This window comes from Streptomyces sp. CNH189 (assembly GCF_000527195.1).
This window is the reverse complement of sequence record NZ_AZUS01000024.1, coordinates 1-17,370: the sequence shown is the minus strand read 5'-3', so window position 1 is coordinate 17,370 and position 17,370 is coordinate 1. Positions and strand designations below refer to the sequence as shown.

15 protein-coding genes are annotated in these 17,370 nt (G+C 74.6%); 7 read left to right on the top strand and 8 right to left on the bottom strand.

Annotated features, from left to right (window positions below):
* The first annotated feature begins 2 nt into the window (after positions 1 to 2).
* On the top strand, positions 3 to 623 hold the full coding sequence (locus B100_RS0127950) for a TetR/AcrR family transcriptional regulator (RefSeq protein ID WP_024887707.1): 621 nt from the start codon (positions 3 to 5) through the stop codon (positions 621 to 623).
* Positions 624 to 664: 41 nt separating this feature from the next.
* A complete protein-coding gene (locus tag B100_RS0127945; protein ID WP_024887706.1) occupies positions 665 to 1,093 on the top strand; it encodes an OsmC family protein in 429 nt (142 codons plus the stop codon).
* Positions 1,094 to 1,169: 76 nt separating this feature from the next.
* On the opposite strand, the gene B100_RS0127940 is transcribed toward B100_RS0127945, so the two are convergent.
* Genes B100_RS0127940 through B100_RS0127930 form a run of 3 tightly spaced genes read right to left on the bottom strand, consistent with a single transcriptional unit; the run spans position 1,170 to position 3,794 of the window.
* Positions 1,170 to 1,976, bottom strand: a complete 807-nt coding sequence (locus B100_RS0127940) for a polysaccharide deacetylase family protein (protein ID WP_024887705.1) — start codon at positions 1,974 to 1,976, stop codon at positions 1,170 to 1,172.
* A 38-nt stretch (positions 1,977 to 2,014) separates the two neighbouring features.
* Positions 2,015 to 2,929, bottom strand: a complete 915-nt coding sequence (locus B100_RS0127935; RefSeq protein ID WP_024887704.1) for a DMT family transporter — start codon at positions 2,927 to 2,929, stop codon at positions 2,015 to 2,017.
* A gap of 13 nt (positions 2,930 to 2,942) precedes the next feature.
* Entirely contained in the window at positions 2,943 to 3,794 is an 852-nt protein-coding gene (locus tag B100_RS0127930) for an SDR family NAD(P)-dependent oxidoreductase (protein ID WP_024887703.1), read from the bottom strand.
* Positions 3,795 to 3,972: 178 nt separating this feature from the next.
* Between B100_RS0127930 and B100_RS0127925 the strand changes: the two genes are divergently transcribed.
* A complete protein-coding gene (locus tag B100_RS0127925) occupies positions 3,973 to 5,130 on the top strand; it encodes an MGDG synthase family glycosyltransferase (RefSeq protein WP_486585712.1) in 1,158 nt (385 codons plus the stop codon).
* 18 nt (positions 5,131 to 5,148) lie between these two features.
* Here the strand turns inward: B100_RS0127925 and B100_RS0127920 are convergent, their stop codons facing one another.
* From B100_RS0127920 to B100_RS0127910, 3 genes are all read right to left on the bottom strand, one after another.
* Entirely contained in the window at positions 5,149 to 5,991 is an 843-nt protein-coding gene (locus B100_RS0127920; protein WP_024887701.1) for a YihY/virulence factor BrkB family protein, read from the bottom strand.
* 250 nt (positions 5,992 to 6,241) lie between these two features.
* Positions 6,242 to 7,078, bottom strand: a complete 837-nt coding sequence (locus tag B100_RS0127915; RefSeq protein WP_024887700.1) for an MBL fold metallo-hydrolase — start codon at positions 7,076 to 7,078, stop codon at positions 6,242 to 6,244.
* Positions 7,079 to 7,508: 430 nt separating this feature from the next.
* Entirely contained in the window at positions 7,509 to 8,372 is an 864-nt protein-coding gene (locus B100_RS0127910) for a UbiA family prenyltransferase (RefSeq protein ID WP_486585711.1), read from the bottom strand.
* Between the two features lie 121 nt (positions 8,373 to 8,493).
* Here B100_RS0127910 and B100_RS0127905 point away from each other — a divergent pair, with 121 nt between their 5' ends.
* The 3 genes from B100_RS0127905 to B100_RS0127895 are packed head-to-tail and all read left to right on the top strand — an operon-like array spanning position 8,494 to position 11,124.
* Complete coding sequence (locus tag B100_RS0127905; RefSeq protein WP_024887698.1) at positions 8,494 to 9,573, top strand: 3-oxoacyl-[acyl-carrier-protein] synthase III C-terminal domain-containing protein; 1,080 nt, start codon at positions 8,494 to 8,496, stop codon at positions 9,571 to 9,573.
* Positions 9,574 to 9,583: 10 nt separating this feature from the next.
* Positions 9,584 to 10,099 (top strand): isoprenylcysteine carboxylmethyltransferase family protein, encoded by a 516-nt coding sequence (locus tag B100_RS0127900; protein WP_024887697.1) that lies wholly within the window; start codon positions 9,584 to 9,586, stop codon positions 10,097 to 10,099.
* Positions 10,096 to 11,124 carry an NAD(P)/FAD-dependent oxidoreductase gene (locus B100_RS0127895; RefSeq protein WP_024887696.1) on the top strand — a complete coding sequence of 343 codons (1,029 nt, stop codon included), beginning with the start codon at positions 10,096 to 10,098 and terminating at the stop codon, positions 11,122 to 11,124. Before B100_RS0127900 ends, B100_RS0127895 begins: the two co-directional genes overlap by 4 nt.
* Before the next feature lie 18 nt (positions 11,125 to 11,142).
* Here the strand turns inward: B100_RS0127895 and B100_RS0127890 are convergent, their stop codons facing one another.
* Together B100_RS0127890 and B100_RS0127885 are read right to left on the bottom strand one after the other, a co-directional pair.
* A complete protein-coding gene (locus tag B100_RS0127890) occupies positions 11,143 to 13,212 on the bottom strand; it encodes a SpoIIE family protein phosphatase (RefSeq protein ID WP_024887695.1) in 2,070 nt (689 codons plus the stop codon).
* 124 nt (positions 13,213 to 13,336) lie between these two features.
* On the bottom strand, positions 13,337 to 14,149 hold the full coding sequence (locus tag B100_RS0127885; RefSeq protein ID WP_024887694.1) for an alpha/beta fold hydrolase: 813 nt from the start codon (positions 14,147 to 14,149) through the stop codon (positions 13,337 to 13,339).
* Between the two features lie 336 nt (positions 14,150 to 14,485).
* Here B100_RS0127885 and B100_RS0127880 point away from each other — a divergent pair.
* Positions 14,486 to 17,370: lectin (locus B100_RS0127880; RefSeq protein ID WP_024887693.1), on the top strand; the 2,885-nt coding region annotated here is incomplete at its 3' end.

Below are 17,370 nucleotides of genomic sequence, written 5' to 3'. Positions count from 1 at the left end.
TCATGGGACGAACGAGCGACGCCAGGAACAAGATCCTCACCGCTGCCCAGTCTCTGATCGAAGTGCGCGGCTATTCGGCTCTGGGCGTGGCCGAGATCTGCAAGGCGGCAGGGGTGCCTAAGGGGAGTTTCTACTACTTCTTCGAGTCCAAGGAGGCCCTCGCGCTGGCCGTGCTGGACGAACACTGGTCCGCCCAGCGGCGTGACTGGGCGAGCGCCCTGGAGGGCGACCAGGAGCCCCTGCTCCGGCTCCGCGCGCTCTTCGAGCGGACCGAGGCGGCTCAGCGCGCGGGCCAGGCCGACTGCGGGACGGTCTCCGGCTGCATGTTCGGCAACCTCACCCTCGAGATGAGCAACCAGACCGAAGCGATCCGGGAGCGGCTGCAGCAGATCTTCGACGCCCAGGTCGACATGGTCGAGGAGGTCATCTCCGAAGCACGCGAGCGTGGCGACGCCGCGGTGGCCGACTCCCGCGCCGCCGCCCGCTCCGTGGTGGCACAGCTGGAGGGGCAGGTGCTGTTCGCGAAGCTCTACAACAACACCGCCCCGCTCGAGGCGCTGTGGCAGAACTGCCTGGCCCTGCTGGGAGCCAGGCTCCCCGAGACGGGCCCGGTGACCGCCTGAGCGGTCGGCGGCCCCGTCATCCGGCGCACTACTGTCGAGGCATGAGCCAAGATTCCCAGCGTTCCGTCGTCGTCGAGCGGACGAGCAGCGGTCACTACGTCGCCACCAACCCGCGGGGTGGGACGATCACGTTCAGCACCGACGGGGGCGCCGAGTTCACCCCGGTCGAACTGCTGCTCGCGGCCATCGGGGGCTGCTCGGCGGCCGACGTCGACGTCGCCACGAGCCGGCACGCCGAGCCCGCCGAGTTCTCCGTCGCGGTGACCGGCGACAAGATCAGCGATGACCAGGGCAACCGCATGACGAACCTGCGGGTCACCTTCAGCGTCGCCTTCCCGGACGAGGAGGGCGCGGACCGCGCCCGCGCGATCCTCCCTCGCGCCGTGAAGACGTCCCACGACCGCCTGTGCACGGTCAGCCGCACCGTCGAGCTCGGCACCCCCGTCGTCACGGAGGTCAAGGAGAGCTGACCCGTCGGGCCGGCGGGGGCGGTGCGGCCCCCCGGCGGCGGACGACTGCCCGAGTGCTCCCGTCCCGGACACCCGGTTACCGGAGAGCTTCGCGCGCGCCGGCCGCCGCGCTCGCCGCCCTGGGAACCGTGGCGCGCACTGCCGCCGTGCCGTGCTCGGTCAGCGTTCCCACGGTCAGGCCGGCGGCGCGCCAGCCGGCCACCAGCTCGGGCAGCGCGCCCAGTGCGGCCCGCCAACAGCCCGGCGCCGCCATCCGGTCGGTGTCGTGCAGCAGGACGGTGCCGCCGCCGCGAACATCGGCCTCCACCGTCCGGCGCACCGAGGCGGAGGTGGCCCGCGCCGTCCAGTCCCGGCCCCAGGCGCTCCACAGGACCGGCCGCAGCTCCGCCGCACGGGCGGCGGCCCAGCGGCCGGAGGTCAGGATCCCGTACGGCGGCCGGTACCACCGCGGATCGCTCCCCGTGACGTCCCGTACGGCGTCCGCCGCCCGGCGCAGCGCCAGGACGTCACCCGCCGGGGTGGGCAGCCACGGACGGTCGTGGCTCCAGCCGTGCACGGCCACCTCGTGCCCCCGGCGCACGGTCTCCCGCACCACCGCCGGATGGCGTACGACCGCGTCGCCCAGCACGAAGAAGGTCGCCCGCACCCCGAGGGCGTCCAGCGCGTCGAGGAAGCGGGGCGTGGACACGGGATCGGGCCCGTCGTCGAAGGTCAGGGCGACGTGGCGGGGGTGACCGGTCCCGGCCAGGCCGGGGAACAGGCGCCAGCGTACGGCGGGCAGCCAGGTGACCGCCGGGCCGATGTGCGCCGCGGCGACGGCGGCCAGGGGAAGCCCCACGGCCGCGGCCCGCCGCCCGGCGGACGGGGGGAGAGGACCGGACATCGCAGTGCCTCCTGGTCGTGCGGCGGCTTCCACACCGCTCACGGTGGGTGGGACGCATCTCGCGCCTCGGAGTCAGGGCCGTCCCGTGCCCTCGCCCCGTCCCAGCCGCCGCCGACCGAGGGAGCGCGCGCCAGGCCGACGCTGCCCGCGCCCATGAGCGCGATGCCGATCACCTCAGGCGCCACCCGCGCGCCGAGCGTGATCTGCTCCCCGAACAGGGCCCAGCCCAGCGCCACGCTGGTCAGCGCGTCCCCGAGGGTCAGGGCTGGCTGGGACGCCGCCAGCGTCCCCGCCCGGAACGCGGCCTGCAACAGCAGGAACGCGATCACCCCGACCACGGCGGTGGCGTATAGCGGCCACGTCGTCAGGACGGCGCCCGGCCCGTCCGGGATCAGACCGGTGACGTCCTTGAGCAGCGCGGCGGTCGCGGAGAACGACACCGCGGACGCCAGGCCCAGCAGCGCGGCGCGCGGCGCGCCCCGCACGCTCCGGGACACCGCCACCAGGAGCACCACCGCGGCCAGCAGGGCCGCCCCGACGGGCCACCAGTGCCCCGGTACGGACGTGGACCGGCCGGACGTGGGCGCCGCCGAGGTCAGGAACAGGGACAGGCCCAACGCCAGCGCGACGAACGCCAGCCAGGTTCTCAGGTCGGGGCGACGGTGGAAGACCAGACTCCCTACCGCCAGGGTGAACAGCAGCTCGGCGGCCATCAGCGGCTGCACCAGCGCCAGACTGCCCACGCCGAGAGCCGCCGCCTGCAGCACCGTGGACAGGGCGAGCATCCCCGCGCCCACCACCCAGTGCGGCCGCCGCAGCACGTGGACCAGCCAGCGCACGGCCTGCCGCAGCCCCGCGCCCCCCTCCGGCTCGTCCGCCGCGGCCCGCCGCTGCAGCACGGAGGCCGCGGCGTTGGCCAGCGCCGCGAGGAGAGCCAGGACGACCGTGAGCACGCCGGGGATGCCCTCAGCCGAACGTGGCGGCCAGCCGCCGGTACAGGCCGGGCGCCGCGCCGCGCACCCTGGCCGGCAGGCGCAGCCACCCGGGGACGTAGATCTCGTCCCGGCCGCGGGAGACGGCGCGCCACACGGCGTCCGCGACCCGCTCGGGCGGTACCGGCCGGGGCCGGTTCCGCGGATACGGCGTGCCCCTGTGGTCGAAGAACGGCGTGTCGACCACCCCCGGCACGACCAGGCTCACCCCCACGCCGGTGCCGCTCAGTTCGTACCGCAGGGCGTCGGCGAACGCGGCGACCGCCGCCTTGGACGCCGAGTAGACGGCCTCGCCCCGTACCCCGACGGAGCCCGCCAGGGAACCGACGAGCACCACCCGGCCGGTACCCGCCTCCACCATGTGGGGGAGCACCTGCCGGACCAGGCGCAGCGTGGTCACCAGATTGACGTCGATCACCTCGTCGAAGGAGCGGCGGGTCATGGTGGTGAAGTCACCGGCCCAGCCGACCCCGGCGCACGCGACCAGCAGATCCAGCCGGCCCATCTGCTCCAGCGCGAAACCGGTCAGCCGCCGCTCGGCGGCCGGCCGGGTGAGGTCCCCGGGGAAGACCGCCGCGGGGGCCCCCGCCGCGACCTCGCCCAGGCGGCCGGCGTCCCGGCCGTTGAGCACCAGACGCCATCCCTCGGCGGACAGCCGGCGTGCCACGGCGGCGCCGATGCCGGAGGAGGCCCCGGTCACCAGCGCCGTCCCGGGGCGTCGAGCCGGCGCGCCGCCGGGGTGGGCCCGCGCGTCGTCGGGGAGGGCGGCCGGTGTCCGGGTGTCGGAGGCGCCGGCCGTACCGGCGTGGGAGGGTGCGTGGGGCATGGGCTGACCTCGGCTGCTGGGCGGACACCAGAAGCGGCCGACTGTGACCACTCCCGTCGTCCGGGAGGGCGTGAGCCCCGGAGTATCCAGGTCAGGGACCGCCGAAACGCGCGCCGGGCGTTTCACCGGCCCGCGGGCCGGGCGTTTCGGCGGCGCGGGAAAGGGTGACTCACCAGACGTGCTTTCGTCCCTACCGGTCCCGCACCGAGGCACCGCACGGGCGGGTGACGCCCGCCGGTTGCTGCTGCTCAGCGCCAGCATGGGCGCCGGCCACGACACGGTGGCCCGGGAACTCGCCCGCCGCGCCCGCGAGCAGGGCCACGAGGCGGAGACCGTCGACCTGATGCGGCTCCTGCCGTTCGGGATGGGCTCCGGGCTGCGCACCTTCTACCGGACGTCGGTGCGGCACGCGCCCTGGGTGTACGACGGCCTCTACCGGGCGTTCCTGCGCCCCGGCGACGGTGCCCGCCCGAGCGGTGTCCCGCTCGCCCGGTTCGCGGGCGACGGGCTGGTCCGGCTCGTGGCGCACACCGGCGCGGACGTCGTCGTCCCCGTCTTCCACCTGGCCGCCCAGCTGACCGGTCACCTCAGGGCGCGGGGCCGGCTGAGTGTCCCGAGCGGCGTCTTCGTCCTCGACTTCGCCGTCCACCGGCAGTGGCTCCACCCGGGCAACGACGCCTACTTCTGCCTCACCGACCAGGCCGCGGACGACGTCCGCCGTTCCGTCCCGGCGCATGTCGAGACGACGGGTCCGGTGGTGGCGCCCGAGTTCTTCGCCCCCGCCCCCGGGGCCGCCGACTGGCGGGACCGCTTCGAACGTTTCGCCCCTGGCCGGCCGGCCGTGCTGCTGTCCGCGGGCGCCTGGGGCGCCGCGGCGGGGCTCGGCGAGACCGCCCGGCTGCTGGCCGGGGCCGGCTACCTGCCCGTGGTGCTGTGCGGCCGCAACCAGGCGCTCAGGACCCGCACGGCCCGTGTCCCGGGCGCGCTCGCGCTGGACTGGGTCGACGACATGCCCGGCCTGCTGCGCGCGGTCCGCGCGCTCGTGGACAACGCCGCCGGCCAGACCGCCGTGCAGGCCCTCGCGGCCGGGCTGCCCGTGGTCGGCCACCGCCCGCTGCCCGGTCACGGCGCCGACGGTGTGCGCCGGATGGCGGACCTCGGCCTCTCCGATGCCACCGCCGACGGACCCTCACTCCTGCGCGTCCTGCACCGGCTCGCGAACGAGCCCCCCGCGGAACGGACGGGGACCGGGTCCTCGCTCTTCCGGGCCGACGTCCTGGCACGCGCGGCGGCCCTGGCACACCGGACGGCCGGACCGTCCACCCGCGGGGCATGAGCAGCCGTCGGCGCGGCCTCACTCGGTGTCGGCCTGCTCCCGGCCGGAATTGCGCATCCGGTGCCGGTGCAGATGCCCCGGGTGCCAGTGGCCGTGGTGACTGAGCAGCCAGTGCCCGAACAGGGCGCCGCCGTACACGACGAATCCCACGCCGATCAGCCAGGACTCCACCACGAGGACCACGCCGACCGTGCCGTAGCTGATCGCGTTCTCCACGATCAGCGGCGTGAAGACGTAGTACGAGAAGATCCGCAGGCCGACCAGCCCCACCATGGTGGCGACGGCGCCCGGCAGCAGGTCCCGCCATCTGACCTGGGCGCCGAGGAGGAAGCGCTGACCCCACCAGAAGAACAGCACCCCGGTCGTCGTCGTCAGCGCGATCCGCTCGGGCCCGTACAGCGTCGTACGCGTCTGCACCTCCTGGTAGAGGTACGCGGTCAGCACGGCCAGCCACAGCGCCTGGCGCCACACCCGGTGCCAGGGGCCCGGAGGCAGCTGCCACACCCGCTCGTAGCCGTTCTGGACGCTGCCGCCCAGGGCGACGCCGAACACGGCGAGAGCCAGTCCGCCCCAGACGCTCGTGGTGCCGACCACCTTGCGCGGGGGACTGATGATCTCCGTCAGCACCCGCGCGGACTCCCCGGTCACCCCCATGCCGTCCGCGAGCCACGCCGCGAAACCGCCCTTCGCCAGCGGGTCCGCGGCGGCGACCACGATCAGCAGCGGCGCCAGGGTCACCAGCGCCATGGTGGCGAACCCGGTGGCCCGGTGCATCAGCTCCAGCTCACGGCCCCGCGCCACGAGGGTGTGGGCACCGAGCCACCTGTAGACCTTCCGGAGCACGCCGAGGAACCGCCTCACGGTGCCCCTCCTTCGCCTGCTCGGGCACACGCCGCGACGTCACCCGCGGCGCGATCGGACCGTCTCGGCCCCGTACCGGGGGCGGACCGGGGCGCCGCACGGCATCTGTTCCGCTCTCCGCGCCCATCATCCGGCGTGCGCGACCGGGCCCGCCACTTCGCCCCGCCCGGCGGCCCCCGCCGACGGCGGTCCCACGCCCCGCCGTACGCCCTTCCGGAGGCGTGTCCGGCCCGTTCGGGTGACGTCCGGCTCAGCGGCGGGTGTCCCCGCCGACCGTCACCCGCTCGCCCGGGGCGCAGCGCAGGATTCGCCGGCCGTGCCCGCGCCGCCCGGCCTCGGCGAGGAAGTCGGAGAGCGGCGAGCGGAAGACGCCGTAGTCGTCGTAGTGGACGGGGAGCGCCCGGTGCGGACGGATCATGTCCAGCAGGTCGGCTCCCTGTTCGGCGTCCATGGTGACGACCATGCCGCCGGGCAGGGTGGTCCCGCCCAGGTGCAGCACCGCCAGATGGATGTCGGGGTGGCGGCGGGCGATCTCCCGCAGGCCGTCGAACATCAGGGTGTCGCCGGAGATGTAGAGGATCAGGCGGATCTCTCCGGAGCGGTCACCGAACTCCAGCAGACTCCCCATCACCGGCGGCAGCAGCCGGCGGGCCGGACCCGGAGCGTGGCGGCCGGGCAGCGCGGTGACGCGGACCAGCGAGTCACCGCGCAGCAGGGTGTGGCTCTGCCAGGTGCGCAGGCCCACGGCGCGGTGGAAGCCGAACAGCCCCTGCAGGACGCGTGAGGCGTGCGGGGTGGTCACGAAGGGCAGCCCCCGGTCCAGGTGGCGCCGGGCCACCCGGTCGAAGTGGTCGCCGTGCAGATGGGACAGCACCACCGCGTCCAGGTCCGCGTGCGGGAGGTCGGCGACGTCGACGGCGGGTTCGGTCAGCCGGCGCGACACGAGCCCGTAGCCGAGGTGCGCCCGCTGGCCGCGGTGCAGGAAGTTCGGGTCGGTCAGCAGGGTGAGGCCGCCGTAGCGGATCAGCAGGGTGGCGTTGCCGATGAAGTGCACCTCCACGGTGCCCACGGGCGGTGTGCGCTGCACGAGGAACTCCCTCCGCCGCCTACGGCGTCCCGAGCACGAACCGGGTGATCCGGCCGAGGCGTCCTACACCCCCGTCGCGCGCGGGGAGCCAGGGCGCGTCTGCCGAGAGTGGGGCGCCGGGGAGAAGCGCGGTCACGCCTGCGGGTCGGGTCGCGGTGCGGGTCACCCGACCAGGGTCCGTCGCGCGGGAGGCGTACGGCGCGGGTCGCGGCAGCCCAGCGCCTCGCGCCCGGGGATTCATGCGCGCGGATCGCTTCTGGGGGGCCGAGGCGTGGCCGGAGGAGAGCGTGGGCCGCGTTCATGGGGGCCGCGCCGGCGAGTTGCGGGGCGCGTCCGCTGAGCCCGTTGCGCAGGGGTGGCGTGAAGCCGGGGCGTGGGCGTAGGACCCGGGGCGTCGGGGGAGTGAGCCGTGGGGCGTGGGGGCTCAGGGTCACGTCAGGTCCGTACCGTGCAGCAGCAGTCGCGACACCGCCATGGCGGCCACCACCATCGCCGCCCGGAACGGCCACCGGCTGTGCCGCCCCGCCGCCAGCGCCGTACCCGCCACGGCCACGGCCCCTGCCACGACGGCCAGGAGCAGCCCCCCGCGGCCGGCCGCCCCGGGCGGCCCCGCGACGACCACCCAGACGGCCGTCAGCATCACCAGCGGCGCCAGCCACCGGCAGGCCGTTCGGCCCAGCCGCTGCGGCAACCCCCGCACCCCCGTCGCCAGATCGTCCTCGATGTCCGGGAGGACGTTCGCGAGATGCGCCCCCACCCCCAGCAGCGCCCCCGCCGCCACGGCCCACCAGGCGGGCCAGGCGGGCGACGGCAGACCGAGGGTGACGAACACCGGCAGGGACGCGAAGCCCACCGCGTAGGGCAGCGGCGACAGCCCCGAGTGCTTGAGCCGCAGGTTGTAGCTCCAGCCCGCGGCCACGCCCGCCAGATGCGCCAGCCCCGCGGCCACCCCGCTGAGCAGCGACAACGGCACGCACAGCCCCAGGGCCGTCCAGGCCGCCACGGCCACCGTCCGCGCCGGCAGCCGGCCCGCCGCCACCGGCTTGTCCCTGCGCCCGCACGCCGTGTCGCGCCGCGCGTCCACCGCGTCGTTGCTCCACCCCACCGACAGCTGACCGGCCAGCACCGCCGCCGCCACCGCCGCCGATCCCGCGACCCCCCGGCCCGCCGTCACCGCCAGCGCGGTCACGAACAGCGTGACGGCCAGCGCCGGCTCGGGATGACAGGAGCGCAGCAGCGCCGGGACACGGCGCGGTGTCGTATGCGGGAGAACCCCAGACGGGTGGTGGGACACGGGTGCAAGGTAGCCGGGCGCCGTCAGTGTGGAAGTCATTACCGACATGCGTGTCCCTCTCATCGCCGACCCACCGTCCTCCCCGCGGCCCGCCGGGACGACCCACCCGGGCGTCCCGGCGGTGACGACGATCGCGGCCGTGCACACCGCGCTGCCGCCCCACCGCTACCGCCAGGAAGACCTCACCGAGCCCATCGGCGACCTGTGCCTGGTCCCGGCGGCCGACCGCGCCGTGCTCCGCCGGGTGCACGCGTCGGCCGGTGTGCGCACCCGCCACCTCGCCCTGCCCATCGAGCGGTACGCCGCACTCCGGGACTTCCGCGAGAGCAACGAGGCGTGGCTCACGACCGGCCTCGGCCTGGCCGAGCGTGCGCTCACCGGCGCGCTGGCACGGGCGGGCCTCGCCCCGGCCGACGTCGACCTGCTGGTGTGCGCGTCCATCACCGGGGTGGCCGCCCCGTCGCTCGACGCCCGGCTGGCCGGGCGCGTCGGCCTGCGGCCCGACGTGAAGCGGCTGCCGGTGTTCGGCCTGGGCTGCGTCGCCGGCGCCGCCGGTCTCGCCCGGGTCCACGACTACCTGCGCGGCCATCCCGGCGGCACCGCCGTCCTGCTTTGCGTCGAACTGTGCTCGCTGACGCTCCAGAAGGGCGACGACTCCCGCGCCAACCTGGTCGCCGGCGCCCTGTTCGGCGACGGCGCGGCAGCGCTCGTCGCCCGCGGCGCCCGCCCCGACGACGGCCACGGCGACAACGGTGCGGCGCCGGCCGGTCCCGCGGTGATCGCCACCCGCAGCCACCTGTACCCGGGCACCGAGCACCTCCTGGGCTGGGACGTCGGCGCCGGCGGCTTCCGCGTCGTGATCGACCCCGCCGTCCCCGCCCTGGTCCGCCGCGACCTGGGCGGCCAGGTGCGCGGCTTCCTCGCCGAACACGGCCTGACCACCGGGGACATCGGCACCTGGGTGTGCCATCCCGGAGGCCCCAAGGTGCTGGACGCCGTGACCGACGCGCTCCACCTGCCCGACGACGCCCTCGATCCGGCGCGGCACTCGCTCGCCGCGGTGGGCAACATGTCCTCCGCCTCGGTCCTGCACATCCTCCAGGGCGTCACCGAGACCCGGAGCCCCGAACCCGGGAGCTGGGGTCTGCTCATGGCGATGGGCCCCGGCTTCTGTTCCGAACTCGTCCTGCTGCGCTGGTGAGGTGTCCGCCGTGCCCTGGTACACGCTTCTCGTCCTCGCCGTGGCCGTCGAACGCCTCGCCGAACTCGTCGTGGCACGCCGCAACGCGGCGTGGACCCGCGCCCGGGCCGGGGTGGAGCACGGCCGCGGCCACTACCCGGTCATGGTCGTCCTGCACACCGGCCTGCTGGCGGGCTGCCTGCTCGAACCCCTGCTCACGGAGCGCCCGTTCCTGCCCGCCCTCGGCTGGCCCGCGCTGGTGCTCGCCCTCCTCGCCCAGGCCTTGCGGTGGTGGTGCATCACCTCCCTGGGCCCCTACTGGAACACCCGCGTCATCGTCGTCCCCGGCGCACGCCTGGTAGGCCGCGGTCCCTACCGCTTCCTCCGCCACCCCAACTACGTCGCCGTCGTCGTCGAGGGCGTCGCCCTGCCCCTGGTGCACTCGGCGTGGATCACGGCGACCCTGTTCACCCTGGCCAACGCGGTGCTGCTGACCGTGCGCATCCGCTGCGAGAACACCGCGCTCACCCGGGCGGTGCCCGCGTGACCCACCCCGACCTCCTCGTCGTCGGGGGCGGGCCCGCGGGCCTCGCCACCGCCCTGCACGCCGCCCGCGCCGGGCTCGACACCGTCGTCGCGGAGCCGCGCCCCGCGCCCGTCGACAAGGCGTGCGGAGAAGGCCTGATGCCCGGCGCGGTCCGCGCCCTGACCGCCCTCGGCCTGCACGTCCCCGGTCACCCCCTCACCGGCATCCGCTACGTCCAGGGCCACCGCAGGGTCCAGGCGGAGTTCCGGCACGAACAGGGCCTCGGCGTCCGCCGCACCGACCTGCACCAGCTACTGCACCGGGCGGTGCTGGACGCGGGCGTGCCGGTCCTGCCGCTGCGCGTGGACGACGTTCGGCAGGACGCGACCGGGGTGACCGTGCCGGGCGCGGGACTGCGCGCCCGCTGGCTGGTCGCCGCCGACGGCCTGCACTCACCCGTGCGCCGCGCCCTCGGCCTGGGCAGCGGGACCCGCACGGCGCCCCGCTACGGGCTGCGCCGCCACTACGCCGTGCCGCCCTGGTCGGCACACGTCGAGGTGCACTGGGGCCCGGACACGGAGGCCTACGTCACCCCGCTCGGCCCCCAACTGGTCGGCGTGGCCCTGCTGACCACCCGGCGGGCCCCGTACGACACCCAGTTGGCGGACTTTCCCGACCTGGCGGCCCGCCTCCCGCCGCACGCGGCCGTCACCCCGGTGCGCGGCGCCGGACCGCTGCGCCAGCGCTCCCGCACCCGCGTGCACGGCCGGGTCCTGTTCGTCGGCGACGCCGCCGGGTACGTCGACGCGCTCACCGGCGAGGGCGTCTGCCTGGCCCTCACCGGGGCCCGCGCCCTGGTCGCCAACCTGTGCCGGGGCACGCCCGGACGCTACGACGCCGACTGGAACCGGGCCACCCGCCGCTACCGGCTCCTGACGGAACTGCTGGTCCGGGCACGCCAGCAGCCCGCCCTCGGACCGCGCATCGTGCCGGTGGCGGCGCGCCTGCCTCGCCTGTTCGGCGCGGTCGTCAACGCGCTCGGGTGACCCGGACGCCGGTGACCGTCAGCGCGCCTCCGGATCGGGACTGAGCAGCAGCAGCGCGATGTCGTCGCCGGGGGAGGGGGCGTGCTGGACGAGCGTGTCGGCCATGGCGTCCAGGTCGCACGGATCACCCTGCTCCACCAGGCCGGCCAGGGCGGCGGTCGCGTCGTCGAGGTCCACACCCGGTGCCTCGACGAGTCCGTCGGTGTAGAGCACGAGCACACAGCCGGGCGGCAGGGCGCACTCCAACGAGGGGTAACGGGATGTGGGGTCGATCCCCAGGAGCAGGCCGGGCGGGATGTCCAGCAGCTCGGTGCGCCCGTCGCCGTGGCGCATCAAAGGCGGCGGATGCCCGGCGGTGGCCAGGCAGGCCCGTCCCCGTCCCAGGTCCAGGTGCGCGTACAGGCAGCTGCTGAACAGACCGGGGTCCAGGTCGGTGAGCAGGCGGTTGGTGCCGGTCAGGACGTGGTCCGGGGGCGCGCCGACGGTGGCGTGGGCGTGGACGGCGGTGCGGACCTGCCCCATGAGGGCGGCGGCGTCCACGTTGTGCCCCTGGACGTCCCCGATGGTGGCCGCCGCCGTGTGCTCGTCCAGGCGGATGAGGTCGTAGAAGTCGCCGCCGATGCCCAGACCGCGGGCGGCCGGCAGATAGCGGGCGGCGACCCGCAGACCGGGGATGCGGGGCAGGCTGTGGGGCAGCAGGGCGGACTGCAGCCGGTGGGCGAGGTGGTCCTTGCTGTCGTAGAGGCGTGCCCGGTCCAGCGCCTGTCCGACCAGCCCGGCCAGGGAGGTGAGGATCGCGCGCTCGCCCGGCGGGAAGGCGTGCGGCCGGTCGTAGGAGATCAGCAGGGAAGCGATGGGCCGGCCGGACGCGATGAGCGGCAGGATCGCCCACGCGGCCATCCCGTCCTCGTGCGTCGTGGCCGGGTAGGCGCGCCGCATGTGCGCGAAGGAGGGAAAGAAGCCCGGCTCCCCGGTGGCCAGCACCGCCGCTCCGGGGATGTCCCGGCTCAGCGGCACGCTGTCGAAGCGTTCCATCAGCTCGCTGCTGTACCCGCGCTGGCCCAGGATCCGGAGCCGGCCGTCCTCCCCGGTCATCAGCACCATGCCCTGGGCACCGAGGGCGGGCAGCAGCTGGTCGGCGGTCTGGTCGGCCACGTCCTGCACGCCGACGGCCTCGGTCAGCGTGGTCGCCAGGTGCATCAGGTGGTAGAGCACGGTGGCGCGGCCGGGGCCCTGCGCGTTCGCCGCGAGCGTGCGGGTGTCCTCGTCCTCGTCGGCGCGGTCGATACGGACGCTGATGCCGGAGCGGTCCGGATACAGCTCGAAGGACAGCCAGGTGCCGGGCGGGCGCAGCACCCGGAAGGCCTGCGGCCGCCGGCTGATCAGGGCCGCGCGGTACCTGTCCTCGACATGGGGGACGTCCATCCAGGGCAGGGCCTCCCAGGGCAGGGAACCCATCAGCCGGTCCGGGTCGGCACCGACGAGGTCGGCGGCGGCCGGAGTGACGAGGGTGATGCGGCCGTTCAGGTCCATGGCGACGTACCCGCCGGGGAGGCGGTCGAGGAGCGCCGTGCCGGCCGACGCCTCCGCGGGTGTCGGGGCGCGCCCCGGCTCCGACGGCAGGATGCGCGGCCGCCCGGCGGGCAGCAGCTCCTCGCCCCGCTCGGCGGCCTGGCGCAGCCGGTCACCGAGCCGGCGGCAGCCCACCCGTACGGCCTCGTGCTCGGCGGGGCTGAGCTGCGGCGCGTGGCCGCTGGGCCACAGCAGCACCAGCCCGCCCCGCACCCCGGTGTCCGACGGCACCGGCGCGGCCGCCAGGGCGAAGTCGTAGGGAAGCACCACCGCCGGCCGGGGGTAGCGGCGGGCCATCTCCTCCTGCCCGTTCACCCACACCAGGCGCTCTTCGCGTACCGCGTCGGCCACCGGCATCGGGTCGCTCACCGCCACCCTGCTCCAGGGGGCCACGACCTCGTGCGGGGCGCCCGACACCAGGATCAGCCACAGGGCCTTGTGGTCGGGGGCGAGAGCGTAGAGCAGCGCACCGGAGGCCCGGGTCTCCCGCACCACGTCGGCCATCGCGGTGTCCATCAGTCACCCGCCCGCCCCGGCGGGGGCGGGACCGGCCCGTCGGCCGCCTCCGCCCGGACATCACCCATATCCGGACACTACGCCGAATCCGTACCGGAGGCATCCAAAGGTGGCGCGGCAGGTGTCAGGCGACCGTGTCCCCGCCGGACGGCCGGCGCGCCGGTGCGCGCAGCACCGGCATCATCGTCTCGACCTCGCCCCCGGCGAGGTGTTCCAGGATCATGCGGTTGACCTCGGCGGGCTTCTCCAGCGGCACCAGGTGCGACGCGCCCGGGACGACCGCGAGCCGGGCGTCGGGCAGGGCGCGGTACAGCGCCGCGGTGTGCTCCAGGGTCACCAGGTCGTCGTCGCCGGAGACGACGAGCGTGGGGGAGCGGACCCCGGCCAGGTCCTCGGGGTCGATCGCCGGCTGGGTCCGCCACATGTCGATCACCCGTGCCGTCACGGCCGGCCAGTGGGCGGGACCGTCCGGGCTGACGGCCTCGTACAGCTCGCGGAAGAAGGCGAGTTCGACGCCGTCGGGCGTCATCGCGTCGAGCATCTCGGGCACGACGAAGGACTCGGGCGCCGGGCGGAAGTTGGCACCGATCACCACCGTGCGGCGCACCAGGTCGGGCCGGGCCAGGGCGACGAGCAGGGCGACGACGCCGCCGTCGCTCCAGCCCACCAGATGCGCGGGCCCGCCCACCACGCCCTCCAGGAACGCCACCGTGTCGTGCGCCATGTCGGAGTAGGTCAGCGGTCCCTCGACGTCGGGGGTGTGCCCGTGCGCCCGCCGCTCGGGGAGGTACAGACGGTGCGCCGCGGCGAGGTCGGCGCGCTGGGCGCCCCAGGTGTCGTTGGTGCAGAAGCCGCCGTGCAGCAGGACCAGCGGGTCACCGGACCCCTCGGTCTCGTACCACGTCCTGACCCCAGCAAGGTCCGCGTAGTCGCCCATGCTCCGGCCCTCTCCGGGACGGCCACCGCCCCCCGGTCAGTCTCGGACACCCCCCTGACCCCCGCAACGCGACATCGCCCCGCACACGGCGGGATGCCCGGCGCATCCATGGCTCCGGCACTTTGTCCCACCGGAGGAAGAAGAAGCGGGACGGTGTGCGAAAGGGGTTACGCGTTCGCGTCCGGCCCGCTAACTTCCTTGAAACCGGCCGGACATGAGGCCCGTGGGTCGACCCGGCCGGCGCTCCGCGGCGCGACGGCGCGCGCCTGTGCTCCTTCACGGCAGACCCCTGCCCGGGGCCTGCCGCTCCACCCCCCCACCCGCCTGGAGAACTCCGTGCGCACGAATCCGCTCGGACACAGACGTGTCCGCACGCTGCTGACCGCCCTGGCCTGTGCCACGGCCCTGGCCCTGCCGATCGGGCCCGCCGCGGGCACCTCCGCCCCCGCCGCCCCCGCCGGACCGGGCACCGCCCCGGCCGCCTCCCCCGTCGCGGCCCGCGCCGCCGCGGCCGGGGACTTCCAGCAGGTCACCCTCGCCAAAGGCGTGGCCGAGACCGGCGAGCCCATGACCCTGGCCGTGCTCCCCGACCGCTCGGTGCTGCACACCTCACGCGACGGCGCCCTGCGCCGCACCGACGCAGCCGGCACCACCACCGTGGCCGGCAGGCTCGACGTCTACAGCCACGACGAGGAGGGCCTGCAGGGCGTCGCGGTCGACCCCGGCTTCGCCACCAACCGGTTCGTCTACCTGTACTACGCCCCGAAGCTGAACACCCCGAACGGGGACGCCCCGAGCGACGGATCGTCCTCCGATTTCACCCCCTTCGACGGCGTCAACCGGTTGTCCCGCTTCGTGCTGCGGCCCGACGGCACCCTGGACACGGGAAGCGAGAAGGCGATCCTCGACGTGCCCGCCTCCCGTGGCCTGTGCTGCCACGTCGGCGGTGACATCGACTTCGACGCGGCCGGCAACCTCTACCTGTCGACCGGCGACGACACCAACCCCTTCGCCTCCGACGGCTACACCCCCCTCGACGAGCGCGCCTCCCGCAACCCCGCCTACGACGCCCAGCGTTCGTCCGGCAACACCAACGACCTGCGCGGCAAGATCCTGCGCATCAAAGTCAACGCCGACGGCACGTACGGCATCCCGTCCGGAAATCTCTTCGCACCCGGCACCGCCCGTACCCGCCCCGAGATCTACGCGATGGGCTTCCGCAACCCGTTCCGGATGAGCGTCGACAAGGCCACCGGAACGGTCTACGTCGGCGACTACGGACCGGACGCCGGGACCGCCAGTCCCTCCCGGGGTCCCGCCGGACAGGTCGAGTTCAACCGGATCACCAAGGCGGGCAACTACGGCTGGCCCTACTGCACCGGCAGGAACGACGCCTACGTCGACCACGACTTCGCCTCCGGCTCGTCCGGCGCACGCTTCGACTGCGCCGCACCGAAGAACACCTCGCCCCGCAACACCGGACTGACCGACCTGCCCCCGGCCCAGCCCGCCTGGATTCCCTACGACGGCGGCTCCGTCCCGGAGTTCGGCACCGGCTCGGAATCCCCCATGGGCGGACCCGTCTACCGTTACGACGCCGCCTCCACCTCCGACGTGAAGTTCCCCGAGGAGTACGACGGCGACTTCTTCGCCGGTGAGTTCGGACGCCGCTGGATCAAACGCGTCGAGACCACCGGTGACGGCACCGTGCAGTCGATCAACCCCTTCCCCTGGAGCGGCACCCAGGTGATGGACATGGCCTTCGGCCCGGACGGTGCCCTCTACGTCCTCGACTACGGCACCGGCTACTTCAACGGCGACCACAACTCCGCCCTCTACCGCATCGAGCACGTCACCGGCGGACGCGCCCCGGTCGCCCAGGCCGCCGCGAACACCACCTCGGGCACCGCACCCCTCGCGGTCACCTTCTCCTCGGCCGGCACCTCCGACCCCGACGGCGACCCGCTCACCTACTCCTGGACCTTCGGCGACGGCGCCACCTCCACCGCCGCCCACCCGTCCCACACCTACACGGCGAACGGCCAGTACACCGCGACCGTGAAGGTCACCGACCCGTCCGGCAGGTCCGCCACGGCGTCCGTGCTGATCACCGTCGGCAACACCGCACCGACCGTGCGCATCGACACCCCCGCCGACGGCCGGATCTACGACTTCGGTGCCGCCATCCCCTTCAAGGTGACCGTCACCGACCCGGAGGACGGCACCGTCGACTGCACCCGGGTCAAGGTCACCTTCGTCATCGGCCACGACAGCCACGGCCACCCGCAGACCTCCGCCACCGGCTGCACCGGCACACTGCAGACCCTGGCCGACGGCGAACACGACCCCAACGCCAACATCTTCGGCGTCATCGACGCCGAGTACACCGACAGGGGCGCGAACGGTCAGCCCTCGCTGACCGCCCATGACCAGCACGTCACCCAGCCCAGCCACCGGCAGGCCGAGCACCACGGCGACTCCGCCGGCGTGCAGATCATCGACAAGCCGGCGGCGCACGGCGGGAAGACCGTCGGCGAGATCCACAACGGCGACTGGATCTCCTTCACCCCGTACAGCCTCGACAACGTCTCCCGCTTCACCGCACGCGTCTCCTCGGCGGGCAGCGGCGGCACGGTCGAGGTGCGCGCCGGTTCCCCGACCGGCACCCTCCTCGGCACGGTCACCGTGCCGGTCACCGGAGGCTGGGACGTCTTCCAGGACGTCACGACCGGCCTGAGCGGCCAGCCCGCCGCCTCCACCACCCTTCACCTCGTCTTCAAGGGCGGCGCCGGAGCCCTGTTCGACATCGACGAGTTCTCCTTCGACACCACGGCGGGCAACACCCGTGCCGGTGAGGTGAGGGGCGTGAACGCCAAGTGTCTGGACGTGGACGACGCGGGGACGGCGGACGGGACGCAGGTGCAGATCTACGCCTGCAACGGGTCGGCGGCGCAGCGGTGGACGGTGCCGGGTGACGGGACGTTGCGGGCGTTGGGGAAGTGTCTGGACGTGTCCGGTGGGGGGAGTGCGGACGGGACGAGGGTGCAGTTGTGGACGTGCAACGGGACTGCCGCGCAGGTGTGGTCGGCGCAGTCGGACGGCACGGTCCGTAATCCTCGGTCGGGCAAGTGCCTGGACGCCTCGGGCGGTACGTGGAACGACCGCACGCCGGTCCACCTGTGGACCTGCCACACCGGCCCCAACCAGAAGTGGACCCTGCC